Below are 12500 nucleotides of genomic sequence, written 5' to 3'. Positions count from 1 at the left end.
CCCTACGTATTACCGCGGCTGCTGGCACGTAGTTAGCCGGGGCTTTCTTCTCAGGTACCGTCACTCCGGTAGCAGTTACTCTACCGGACGTTCTTCCCTGGCAACAGAGCTTTACGATCCGAAAACCTTCATCACTCACGCGGCGTTGCTCCGTCAGGCTTTCGCCCATTGCGGAAGATTCCCTACTGCTGCCTCCCGTAGGAGTCTGGGCCGTGTCTCAGTCCCAGTGTGGCCGTTCACCCTCTCAGGTCGGCTACGCATCGTCGCCTTGGTGAGCCGTTACCCCACCAACTAGCTAATGCGCCGCAGGCCCATCCCTTAATGACAGATTGCTCCGCCTTTCATTCTCCCTTCATGAGAAAAAAGAAATTATCCGGTATTAGCTACCGTTTCCGGTAGTTATCCCAGGTTAAGGGGCAGGTTGCCTACGTGTTACTCACCCGTCCGCCGCTAAACTTACCCCGAAGGATAAGCTCCGCTCGACTTGCATGTATTAGGCACGCCGCCAGCGTTCGTCCTGAGCCAGGATCAAACTCTCCAAATTGGTATTTAGAAAGAGCGATTGCTCATTTTGAAACATCTGACGAGAATTTACATTCTCTACTTTTGGATCTCACCGAAGTGATTTCCGATACTCACTCGTTGTTCAGTTTTCAAAGATCAAGCTCGTTGTTGCCTTCGATGTCCTCGTCAGCAGCAACTCTTATACTATATCACATCCAACCGTTCGTTGCAAGCTCTTTTTTTAATTTCTTTTTTCGAGCTTAGCTTCGATGCTTTTCAACGTTTCGCGGCCAGATATAGAATATACCATGTAGAGAAAAGGAATGCAAGCATTATTTTAAATAAAGAAAAGCTGTCTTAACGCCCGTCTATTTCTAAGACTGAGGGGCGGGCTAAGACAGCTCTAATGTACTGTGTATCTGCACCATACCTCTAAGCAATAATCTCCATAATGTGCAGCTCGCGCTCCACCATCAGGTTTACAATTTTTCCTTCTACCTGCACCATTGGCCTTGTAGGATTACTGCGGTCGGTAAATATGATTTCTCCATGACGGCCGTCGCTCAGCCTAATTCGCGTTCCATTGTAGAGATCTGTGGTCTTATGAATAAAGGTCTGAACAATAACCGGGTCCAGCTTGCCGAAGCTCTCGGCCAGAATCTGTTCCAGCACCAGGTAGGGCGACTGTGCCTTTCTGTATGCCTTTCTTAGAGTCATTGCGTGAAAGATATCAGCGACGGCTACAATTTTCGCATAGAAATGAATCTGGGTGCCTTCCAGACGCAGCGGATAACCTGATCCGTCTATTTTTTCGTGATGCTGAAGTGCCGCGAGTCTGACTCCCTCATTAATCGCCGTAACATTGCGCAGCAGCTGGTATCCATAGGTTGTATGCCTGCGTACCTCTTCTAACTCGGATCCGGTCAAGGGGTTAGGCTTCTGCAGCAATGAGGCATCGACCTTGGCATTACCTATATCATGCAGCAAGCCGGCAAAGGCAGCCTGCATCCAATCCTTTTGCGGATAGCCGCACCACTGGGCAATTCGGTATGAGGTCAGGGCTGAAAGCACTGCGTTATGATAATTATAGTCCTCTTCATGAATAATCCTCGGTGCAAATTTTAAGACATGATAATCCTTAAGCTCATTGATTAAGGCCTCCAGCTGACTCCGTATCTCCAGAATAGGCAGCGGTGCTGCAGCAACAGAACGGTATATCTGCTTAACAAGGGCCAGCATTTTTTCATATTCATCATGCAGCGAAGAATTACTTTTGGCCAGAAGTGACTCATTGATGGTGGCGCCTGCCTTAACAGGCGTATTCTTGGCAACCGGTTTAGCCTGCTCAGGAGCTTTATTCTCGCTCTGCGCACCCTCAATTTCCACCTGCTGGACAAGAAAAGCCTGAAGGATCTCTATATCCCGCGGCAAGACCACTTTGCCTTTAGAAAACAGCAGGCCTCCTAGCGGCGTGTTAACATCCTTGATAATTTTTGAACCCGGTTTTACTTCTGCCACGGATACGCTTGGCATATAATCAGCCCCTCTGTTTCTGTAAAAACTTGCGCCCGGGAGTATATTGAATGTGCCAAAACCCCGCACCCCGGCCAGACGGATGCCGCTATACTGCATACGCTGTTTAATTCTCTAATTATATTATGGATAATTAAAAGCGGCTAGATAGGGTAATGCCTATTCCGCAAATTAATCAAATAAAAAAGGAGCATGAGTTCCTTCAAATCAGGAATTCATGCCCCATGCTGTACTATTCGAGACCTTCCTCACCCTCGGCATCTGCCTCAGGCTCAGCTTCTCCCACTGCTTCTGTATCTGCAGCTGTTACTGTCTCGATACCTTCGCCGTCCTCATGTTCAGGCAGCTCATCTTCCTCTTTATCCGCTCTGCACAGTGTAGCTACAGCATCGTCCTCACGGATATTGATCAGCTTAACGCCTTGTGCATAACGGCCCATTGTCGAGATTCCGTCCATGCTGGTACGGATCAGGGTTCCGCTGGTTGTAATGATCATCAGATCCTCATCACTCTTAACAACCTTCAGACCTACTACCGGACCATTCTTGTCAGTAAGATTGATCGTCTTGATCCCTTTACCCCCGCGGGTCTGGGAACGATAGTCGCCGGCAGGTGTCCGTTTACCATAGCCCTTGGTTGTTACAATAAGAACTTCAAGATCCTGGTCTACGCAATCCATGCCAATGACATGGTCATCTTCATCCAGTGTAATACCCTTTACACCGGTTGCACTTCTTCCCATAGAACGGACATCATTCTCAGAGAAGGTGATGGACATACCGCGGGCAGTACCTATGATCAGATTCTGCTGGCCGTCAGTCAGCTTCACTTCAATCAGGGAATCCTCTTCACGAAGGTTGATGGCGATAAGTCCGCCCTTGCGGATATTATTATAATCCTCAAGCGGTGTCTTCTTCACAATACCTTCGCTGGTAGCAAAGAACAGATACTTATCGCTGTCTGTCTCCTGTACCTGGATTACAGCACTGATCTTCTCACCCTGTTCAATCTGAATCAGGTTAATGATCGGCGTTCCCCGGGCCGTACGCCCTAACTCTGGGATTTCATAGGCTTTGATCCGGTATACCTTACCCTTATCGGTAAAGAACAGCAGATAGTTGTGGGAATTACTCACGAAGAGATGCTCCACAAAGTCCTCGTCCTTGGTATCCATGCCGATTACGCCGCGTCCGCCGCGCTTCTGGCTGCGGTACGTGCTTACCGGCAGACGTTTGATATACCCTGTGTGTGTAATCGTAATAACGACCTCTTCACGCGGAATCAGATCCTCATCAAGGATGCTTTCTTCTCCGACCGTAATTTCGGTCCGCCGCTCATCGGAATACTTATCCCGGATCTCCTGCAGCTCGTTCCCGATAATCTCCAGGACCAGGTGCTCGTTAGCCAGAATTTCCTTGTACTCGGCAATTTTGGCCAGCAGCTCATTATATTCGTTCTCGATCTTCTCCCGTTCCAGTCCGGTCAAGCGCTGCATCCGCATATCAAGGATAGCCTGTGCCTGCTCAACACTGAGGCTAAATGTCTCCATTAAGCCTTCGCGGGCGATATCGGTTGTGCGTGAGCCTCTGATCAGTGCGATGATCTCATCCAGATTATCAAGCGCTATACGCAGGCCTTCCAGAATATGTGCACGCGCTTCAGCCTTCTTCAGATCAAAAATCGTCCGCCGGCGGATTACTTCAATCTGGTGCTGCAGATAGTGGTAGAGCACATCACGAAGATTGAGAATTTTAGGCTCGTTATTCACAATCGCCAGCATATTGATGCCAAAGGTCGATTGCATAGCCGTATGCTTGTAAAGATTGTTGAGCACAACGTTAGGATTAATGTCGCGACGCATTTCAATAACGACACGCATACCCGTACGGTCTGACTCATCGCGCAGATCGGTAATGCCCTCAATCCGTTTCTCGCGGACCAGCTCGGCAATCTTCTCTACCAGTCTCGCTTTGTTGACCTGATAAGGAAGCTCATGCACGATAATCCGGGCTTTGCCATTATTCTCTTCAATGGTCGCCTTGGCGCGCATGGTCACAGAGCCGCGGCCGGTACGGTAAGCCTGGCGGATGCCTTCACGTCCCAGAATATATCCGGCTGTCGGGAAATCAGGACCCTGAATATATTCCATAAGCTCCATAGGGGTAATATCCGGATTCTTGATCATAGCCTGTACACCGTCAATAACCTCTCCCAAATTATGAGGAGGAATATTGGTGGCCATACCTACTGCGATCCCTCCTACCCCGTTAACAAGCAGGTTCGGATAACGGGCAGGCAGAACAACAGGCTCGTGCTCTTCACCGTCATAGTTAGGTGCAAAATCAACCGTTTCCTTGTTAAGGTCACGCAGCATTTCACCTGCAATTTTGGATAAACGCGCTTCTGTATAACGCATTGCCGCTGCCATATCGCCATCGATCGAACCAAAGTTGCCGTGGCCATCTACAAGCATATAACGCATTGAGAAATCCTGCGCCATACGTACCATGGTCTCATATACAGCAGAGTCACCGTGCGGGTGATACTTACCGATAACCTCGCCGACGATTCTCGCTGACTTCTTATGAGGTTTATCCGGAGACATTCCGAGTTCAGACATTGCAAACAGAATGCGCCGGTGAACAGGCTTGAGTCCGTCCCGCACATCCGGCAAAGCCCGGCTGACAATGATGCTCATCGCATAATCCATAAAGGATTCGCGCATTTCCTCACCAATGTCCCGGTCTTTGATTTGCGGGTTATTTTGTTCAGCCATGAGTTGCTGGACCTCCTTCAGTTAAAAACCGCTACCCTTAATTATATTACTTTCACAAAAACAGCACAATTAAACGGGGGTAGCCTTATATCTGCTATTATTCATTTCTTTTAGCACCGTTAGGGGTATATGCCCTTTCCGCCAATGCCTCCAGTACATAGAATATACAGACAAGTGGAACGGGTTCATGACCCTATTTATGGCCATAGAGGTATAGCCCCATATCCTAATATTATAACATTATTTAGTTAACTTGTCCTGACAATTAAGAGCGCAATCTGCAATTAAGAAATAGGCTGGGAGGAAAATAATGAGGATTCAACGCGTGTCCAGTAAATGGGCCAAAACAAAAGTCATCCTGCAAAACCGCCAGCTGGCGGTCTTCATTCCGGAAACGCGAAAATACAGTCTGGATCATCTGACCGAGCTGCTTGATGTCTATGGCACGGTATATATCAAGCCCGACCGGGGTACTTACGGGATCGGAGTTATGCGGGCTGAACGCCGAGTTGTGCATTTAAGTGCAAGCAGGCAGCAGGCTGAGGATGCTCCGGCAGTTGAGGATGGTGAGCCTGACAAGCAGGAGCAGGTTATGTACGTGCTGCGTTATGCAAAGGATGCTGAAGTATTTCAGTCCGCCTCACAGCTTGACGCTGCCATTCTCCCCAAGCTTAATGGCCGTCCCTACTTGGTGCAGCAGGGCATCGATCTGCTCAAGCATAACAACCGGCCGTTTGATCTGCGTGTGCTTACGCAAAAGACGCCTTCAGGCGGATGGGAAACTACAGGCATGCTCGGAAGGGTAGCTGCACCACAGAAGGTAGTGACCAATTATCATAACGGCGGCAGTATCTTTTCTGTGGAAGCCCTGTTTAAAGAGCATATGAGCCCGGGCGAGATGACGGGTATGATCCAGCAGCTGAAGTCAATGGGGGTCAGAATCGGAGCACAGCTTGAAACCGCCTATCCCGGGCTTAAGGAGATCGGGCTTGATGTAGCACTGGATCAGCACCATGACCCCTGGCTGCTTGAGGTAAACACACTGCCGGCAATTATGGTATTCAAATCATTTCCCGATAAATCCATTTACCGCAGAATCCGCCGCTACGCCATAGCCTACGGGCGTCTGAAGAAGGCAAAGCCCGCTGGAACTGCTCGCCGAAGGTTGCTAGCCAAATCATAAAACAGCAATGGCCGCCTACAACAAAAAAACCTCCTGCCTTCTATTCCGTGAATAGGGCTGGAGGTTCTTGTTATAACAGGCATTTAAGCATTAAACATCAAGGTTACGGACGGACTGCGCATGCTCCTGAATGAATTCACGGCGCGGCTCTACATTATCGCCCATTAGGGTATCGAAGATTCCATCAGCCAGAATGGCATCCTCAATGGTTACCTGCAGCATTGTGCGGCTCTCAGGGTCCATTGTCGTATCCCACAGCTGCGTGGCATTCATCTCTCCAAGTCCTTTGTAGCGCTGGACGTTAACCTTCACATTCTCGCCGAAGCCGGCAATGATCTCATCACGTTCCCTCTCGGTTTGTGCATAGCGGATTACCTTATTACGCTCAATCTTGAAGAGCGGCGGCTGGGCAATATAGATAAAGCCTGCTTCGATAATTTTCCGCATGTACCGATAAAAGAAGGTAAGCAGCAGGGTTCGGATATGAGCACCGTCGACATCGGCATCGGTCATGATGACGATTTTGTGGTAGCGTGCCTTGGATATATCAAAGTCATCACTGATGCCTGTACCGAGTGCCGTGATAATAGCCCGGATCTCGGCGTTGGACAAAATACGGTCCAGACGTGCCTTCTCAACGTTCAGAATCTTACCGCGCAGCGGCAGGATCGCCTGGAAATGACGGTCGCGTCCCTGCTTGGCTGATCCGCCGGCCGAGTCCCCTTCGACGATATAAAGCTCACTGATGGAAGCATCCTTAGATGAGCAGTCAGCCAGCTTACCCGGAAGGGCGCTGACTTCAAGCGCACTCTTGCGGCGTGTCAGCTCACGGGCCTTGCGGGCTGCTTCACGCGCACGTGAAGCCTGCAGCGACTTCTCCAGTACACGCCGGGAAACTGCAGGGTTCTCTTCAAGGAATTGCTGCAGCTTCTCACCGAACAGGGATTCAACAATTCCGCGGACCTCACTGTTACCAAGCTTAGTCTTGGTCTGCCCCTCAAACTGCGGCTCAGGAATTTTAACTGAGATAATCGCTGTCAGCCCTTCACGGACATCGTCGCCGGTCAGGTTGTTGCTGCTGTCCTTAATTACACCGGTCTTGCGGGCATAATCGTTGATGATCCGGGTCAGCGCACTCTTAAAGCCGGATTCATGCGTTCCGCCTTCATGCGTATTGATGTTATTGGCAAAAGAATAAATATTCTCTGTATACGAATCGTTATATTGCAGAGCTACCTCAACCGCAATCATATCCCGTGAGCCTTCCACGTAGATCGGTTCCTCATGCAGCGCTTCTTTTTTCTCATTCAGATATTTCACATACTCCACGATACCGCCGTCGTATCTGAACGTGTTGGATACTCCAGTCCGCTCATCCAGCAGCGAAAGCTCAATTCCCTTGTTCAGGAAGGCCAGCTCCCGGATACGGGTAAGCAGTGTTGTATATTCAAAAACAGTCGTCTCCGTAAAAATCTCCGGATCCGGAAGGAATGTTGTAGTTGTACCGGTCTCATCTGAATCACCAATAATCTTGATATCGTGCTGAGGGGCACCGCGTCTATATTCCTGCTGGTAGGCATGGCCATCACGCTTAACAGTCACTACCACCTTCTCGGACAATGCATTTACAACGGAAATACCTACACCGTGCAAACCGCCGGAAACCTTATATCCGCCACCGCCGAACTTACCCCCGGCATGCAGGACAGTCATTACAACCTCAAGCGTGGATTTCTTCAGCTTCACATTCTCGCCGACAGGAATACCCCGCCCGTTATCAATTACAGTAATACTGTTATCTTCATGAATAATCACTTGAATCCGGTCGCAAAAACCTGCCAGCGCCTCATCGATACTGTTATCGACAACCTCCCAGACCAAATGATGCAGACCTTTGGCGCTGGTAGAGCCGATGTACATGCCGGGACGCTTCCGGACCGCTTCCAGCCCTTCAAGCACCTGAATCTGGCTCTCATCATATGTCGGTTGATTCATTGACATGCCTTCACCTACTTCTTTCAGATTATCTCTTATAACCTCAACGATTTATATTTCCAACAAGATTTTGGCTCTTTTTTTGAGAGTGGAGGAGGAAATGGGGGAGTAGTATACCGTATTCTTGGTGACGACAATGGATTTGGCTTCCTCTTCACCGATCCGTTCCAATTTCTTGTCCTGTCCGGAATGAAGAATAAACTGTTTAGATACCTTAGAGGATTTCTCAATTGATATATCAAATATTGCTATCAGCTCTGAGGATCTTATAACCTTTTCCCCGCCCAAATGAATATACATGATCTGCCTCCGCTCTTTAAATCTCCACTTTTCCATCATGAACATGGTATAGGCTTGCGCCCTTCAGCTTGTCGGCATTCAGACTCTCCACATCGGTAGCAGTGATGAACGTCTGCACCTTGCTCTGAAAGGTTTCGATAAGCTGGGTCTGACGATAGGGATCAAGTTCGGACAAAACATCATCAAGAAGCAGCACAGGATACTCCCCGATCTCCTCATGGATCAGTTCAATTTCCGCCAGCTTGAGCGATAAAGCTGCCGTACGCTGCTGTCCCTGGGAGCCGTAGACCTGAGCTTCTCTTCCGTTGATAAAAAAGGACAGGTCATCCCTATGGGGACCCGTCAGCGTCATGCCGCGCCTAATTTCCTGTTCTCTCGTTTGTGATAACTTTAACATAAATTTGTCCAATAAAACAGCTTCATCTTCCTCCTCGCGCTCACCGAACGAGGGAACATACAGCAGCTTGAGCTCTTCTCCCCCGTTCGTAATGCCCCGGTGAATGCTTTCGGCCCAAATCTGCAGCTTCTTTATGAATTGTTTCCTTTTTTTGACGATTTTAACACCATGGTCCACAAGTTGGGCATCCCATATCTCCAGAAGCTCTTTACCGGCAGCTTCCTTACCCCACAGCTGCTTCAGCAGATTGCCCCGCTGGAGCAGCACCTTTTGATACTGCTGTAAGTGAAAAAGGTAGCTGGGCTGCACCTGGCCGATTTCCATATCGAGAAAACGGCGGCGTATACCCGGCGTACCTTTGACAATCTCCAGATCCTCCGGAGCGAACATGACCACATTGAGCGAGCCGACGAATTCACTTAAGCGCCGCTGCTCCAGTCCATTTATTTTAGCCTTCTTACCTCCGCCGGACAAGGTCAGCTCCAGCTTGAGATCCCCGTATTTGCGCTCAACTTCAGCGACAATCTGTGCGGAGCCCGCCGGAGCATCAAACGAGATTAGCTCCTTGTCTTTGGAGGTGCGGTGGCTTTTAGTCATAGCCAGTACAAACAGAGCCTCCATGAGGTTTGTCTTGCCTTGGGCGTTCCGGCCGAGAATCAGATTGACATCGCCCAGGCTTTCCAGACGCAGCAGCCCATAGTTGCGATAATGCTGCAGACCGATATTTTTAACAAACACTAAGCTTAGGCCTCCCCGAAGTACTACTCTTGTATTCCGCCGCCTTCAACCTCGAAAACGCCGTTATCCTGAACCTCTATTCTATCACCAGGATAGAGCTTTCTTCCACGCCGTTCTTCCACTTCCCCGTTAACAAGCACATGACCCTCCTGGAGCAGAGCCTTTGCCATTCCCCCTGTGGATACACAATCAGAGAGCTTCAAAAACTGGTCGAGCTTAATATATCCACTGTGGATAAGTATTTTTTTCATGTTTTTTATCCTTTCCACCACTTATCCACAGATGCGGAACAGCGGCATTAATTAGTTGTGCGGTAAGGCAGAATGACATACAGGCTGCGGCTGTCATCCAGCGGCCGGAGAATAATCGGACTCATCATTCCGGTAAAAGCAATGACCAGCTGCTCGCTTTCGACAACCTTCAGCACATCCAGCATATATTTCGAGTTGAAGGAAATTCTGAGCGGCTCGCCTTTGAAATCGATAACCTCCAGCTCTTCACGCACTTTACCAAGCTCGGAGGAGCTGGAGGAGATTTCAACATCCCCGTTGTCGAGTGTCTGCATACGTACAATATTCGTTTTTTCCTCACGGGACAGCAAATAAGCACGGTCAATCGATTCGCTTAATTTTTTTGTGTCCAAAGTTAGTTCTGTTTTGTAGGCTGTCGGAATAATTCTAGAAGTATCCGGATAAATGCCGTCCAGGATGCGGGAATAGAACAGCACCTTATCGATTTTGAACAATACCTGATTATCGGCCACGACGATATCAACCAGCATATTCTGGTCAGGAATGATCTTGCTTAGCTCGTTCAGCGTTTTGCCGGCAATAACCACGTTGGAGAACTGTACATTTTCGGTTCCTTCCAGGTGCGCGGCTCTTGTAGCCAGGCGGTGGCGGTCAGTTGCTGTAAATTTAAATTCGTTATCAGTCAGATTCCACAGGATTCCTGTCAGAATCGGTGTTGTTTCCTGGGTAGAGATGGAGAAGGCTGTTTGCTTGATCATGTTTTTGAGCAGGTCACCAGGCAAAGAGATGGTTTCGTTCTCTTCAATGCTCGGCAGAACCGGGAATTCTTCAGGATCAAGGCCTACGATCTGGATTTCGGTGGAGCCGGAAGAGATATAGGTCTGGAAGCCTTCCTTCACTTCCATGTGGATTTCTTTGGAGGGCAGCTTTTTAATAATTTCGACAAAAAACTTTGCCGGAAGCACTACGCTTCCCGGCTGCTCGACCTTTACAACGGTATGACTGTCGTTTTCAGCCGGAATAAAGGATTGAATCGAAATATCTGTATCACTTGCAGTGAGTGTCACACCCTGATGGCTGACCTCAAATTTGATGCCGGTCAGGATTGGTATGGTTGTTCTGCTGGAGATCGCTTTGGATACATGTCCGATCGATTCATTGAGCTCATTTTTAAGAATGCTTATTTTCATGATTTCACTCCTAGCTGGAAAATTGGGGGGTTGAATTCGTGATTTTTTCTTCTGCATTTGATGCTTTTAGAAGATTAATTATTATAGATCTTTAATAGTATTAGTAGTAGGGGCTCCGTTTATGTGGATAAGTCTCCAAAACAGCATAAAATTAAGCCTACCCACATGTGTATAGATTGTGTATAGGCTCTGAGTTCCTCTTAGGAAGGATTTTTAATTTTCTCTGCTAGATTATTTACCACTTTGTACAACTCCTGATCGACCTTTAATGACTGTGTAATCTTCTCATGGGCATGGATAACGGTTGTATGGTCACGCCCTCCGAAGGCTTCTCCGATCTTGGGCAGCGAATAATCCGTCAGCTCACGGGACAGATACATAGCGATTTGCCGCGGAAAAGCGACGGCTTTAGTGCGTTTGCGCGCTTTGAAGTCCTCCATGCGGAGGTTGTAGTATTCCCCGACCTTCTGCTGAATATCTCCGATGGTAATCATTTTGGGACGGCTGGACGGAATAATATCCTTCAGCGCTTCCGCTGCCAGATGGGTGGTTACATCCTGATTGGTCAAGGACGAATACGCTACAACCCGGATCAGCGCGCCCTCCAGCTCACGGATATTCGTATCAATCTGGTTGGCGATGTACATCATAGCCTCATTGGGAATGTCAAGGTTCTCCGCCTTGGCCTTTTTGCGCAGGATAGCAATCCGGGTCTCCAGATCCGGCGGCTGGATATCGGTAATCAGTCCCCATTCAAACCGGGAGCGCAGCCGCTCTTCCAGCGTCGGGATTTCCTTGGGCGGACGGTCGCTGGAGATAATGATCTGCTTGCGTTCTTCATGAAGGGCATTAAACGTATGGAAAAATTCCTCCTGCGTAGATTCTTTGCCGGCCAGGAATTGAATATCATCAATCAGCAGGATATCAACGTTACGGTACTTGTTGCGGAAGCTTTCACCGCGGTTATCACGGATTGAATTGATAAATTCATTCGTGAATTTCTCGGATGAAATGTAAATAACCTTATTGTTGGGGTTATGCTCCAGCACATAGTGCCCGATGGCATGCATTAAATGCGTCTTCCCCAGACCTACGCCGCCATACAGAAAGAGGGGATTATAAGCTTTGGCAGGCGCTTCGGCCACAGCCAGTGAGGCAGCATGCGCAAAACGGTTACCTGAGCCTATAACGAAGGTGTCAAACGTATATTTCGGATTGAGCAGGTGAGTCTGCGCTTCCTCGCGCGATACCACCGGCGAAGGTGCCGCCTGCTGTACTACAGGCTCTGCAGGCTTATTCTCCTCAATGACAAACTTAACGTCTACCTGTTGTCCGGTTACTTCATAAACTGTTGCTCCTACCAGCTTGGTATAACGACTTTCCAGCCATTCTACGGCAAAGGTTGTAGGCGCCGAGATGATCAGGGCTTGCGAATTGAAAGTAATGGCTTTCGTCGCTTTAAACCATGTATCAAAGCTCGGTTTGCTTAGTTTAGTTTGAATAATCGATAAAATTTGCTGCCATAATTCAGAAGTATGGCTGTCCACAGACTGTCACTCCTTTAAATCTTCCAATGTGGCGTCAGCCATGAAGTGGAAATGTCGAAGAAAATGGGTTCATGCTGAATCTTATC

Annotated in this window: 9 protein-coding genes and 1 rRNA gene (1 of these 10 running past the window's edge); 1 reads left to right on the top strand and 9 read right to left on the bottom strand. The window is 48.6% G+C overall.

What is annotated here, in order from left to right; translation table 11 throughout:
- From R70723_RS00050 to gyrA, 3 genes are all read right to left on the bottom strand, one after another.
- Positions 1-544: ribosomal RNA gene (locus R70723_RS00050) — 16S ribosomal RNA — on the bottom strand; it reaches 1004 nt to the left of the window's first position.
- Positions 545-936: 392 nt separating this feature from the next.
- On the bottom strand, positions 937-2037 hold the full coding sequence (locus tag R70723_RS00045; protein ID WP_039878052.1) for an HD-GYP domain-containing protein: 1101 nt from the start codon (positions 2035-2037) through the stop codon (positions 937-939).
- Between the two features lie 232 nt (positions 2038-2269).
- Positions 2270-4813: a DNA gyrase subunit A gene (gyrA, locus tag R70723_RS00040; RefSeq protein WP_039868817.1), complete on the bottom strand. Its 2544-nt coding sequence runs from the start codon at positions 4811-4813 to the stop codon at positions 2270-2272.
- A 310-nt stretch (positions 4814-5123) separates the two neighbouring features.
- Between gyrA and R70723_RS00035 the strand changes: the two genes are divergently transcribed.
- Complete coding sequence (locus R70723_RS00035; RefSeq protein ID WP_039868815.1) at positions 5124-5996, top strand: YheC/YheD family protein; 873 nt, start codon at positions 5124-5126, stop codon at positions 5994-5996.
- Between the two features lie 90 nt (positions 5997-6086).
- Here the strand turns inward: R70723_RS00035 and gyrB are convergent, their stop codons facing one another.
- The 6 genes from gyrB to dnaA all read right to left on the bottom strand — a co-directional run bounded on the left by gyrB (position 6087) and on the right by dnaA (position 12414).
- Positions 6087-7997: a DNA topoisomerase (ATP-hydrolyzing) subunit B gene (gene gyrB, locus R70723_RS00030; protein ID WP_039868814.1), complete on the bottom strand. Its 1911-nt coding sequence runs from the start codon at positions 7995-7997 to the stop codon at positions 6087-6089.
- Positions 7998-8042: 45 nt separating this feature from the next.
- A complete protein-coding gene (gene remB, locus R70723_RS00025) occupies positions 8043-8291 on the bottom strand; it encodes an extracellular matrix regulator RemB (RefSeq protein ID WP_039868811.1) in 249 nt (82 codons plus the stop codon).
- A 16-nt stretch (positions 8292-8307) separates the two neighbouring features.
- Complete coding sequence (gene recF / locus R70723_RS00020) at positions 8308-9426, bottom strand: DNA replication/repair protein RecF (RefSeq protein ID WP_039868809.1); 1119 nt, start codon at positions 9424-9426, stop codon at positions 8308-8310.
- 23 nt (positions 9427-9449) lie between these two features.
- The gene (yaaA, locus tag R70723_RS00015; RefSeq protein ID WP_039868807.1) at positions 9450-9677 is read right to left on the bottom strand and encodes a S4 domain-containing protein YaaA; all 228 of its coding nucleotides are present in this window, start codon (positions 9675-9677) and stop codon (positions 9450-9452) included.
- Between the two features lie 47 nt (positions 9678-9724).
- The gene (dnaN, locus tag R70723_RS00010) at positions 9725-10867 is read right to left on the bottom strand and encodes a DNA polymerase III subunit beta (protein WP_039868804.1); all 1143 of its coding nucleotides are present in this window, start codon (positions 10865-10867) and stop codon (positions 9725-9727) included.
- Positions 10868-11067: 200 nt separating this feature from the next.
- On the bottom strand, positions 11068-12414 hold the full coding sequence (gene dnaA / locus R70723_RS00005; RefSeq protein ID WP_039868801.1) for a chromosomal replication initiator protein DnaA: 1347 nt from the start codon (positions 12412-12414) through the stop codon (positions 11068-11070).
- Positions 12415-12500: the final 86 nt, after the last annotated feature.

Source organism: Paenibacillus sp. FSL R7-0273, assembly GCF_000758625.1.
In the GTDB taxonomy this organism is placed as follows: Bacteria; Bacillota; Bacilli; order Paenibacillales; family Paenibacillaceae; genus Paenibacillus_AQ.
The sequence above is the reverse complement of the archived record's forward strand: the minus strand, read 5'-3'. Positions and strand labels throughout refer to the sequence as shown.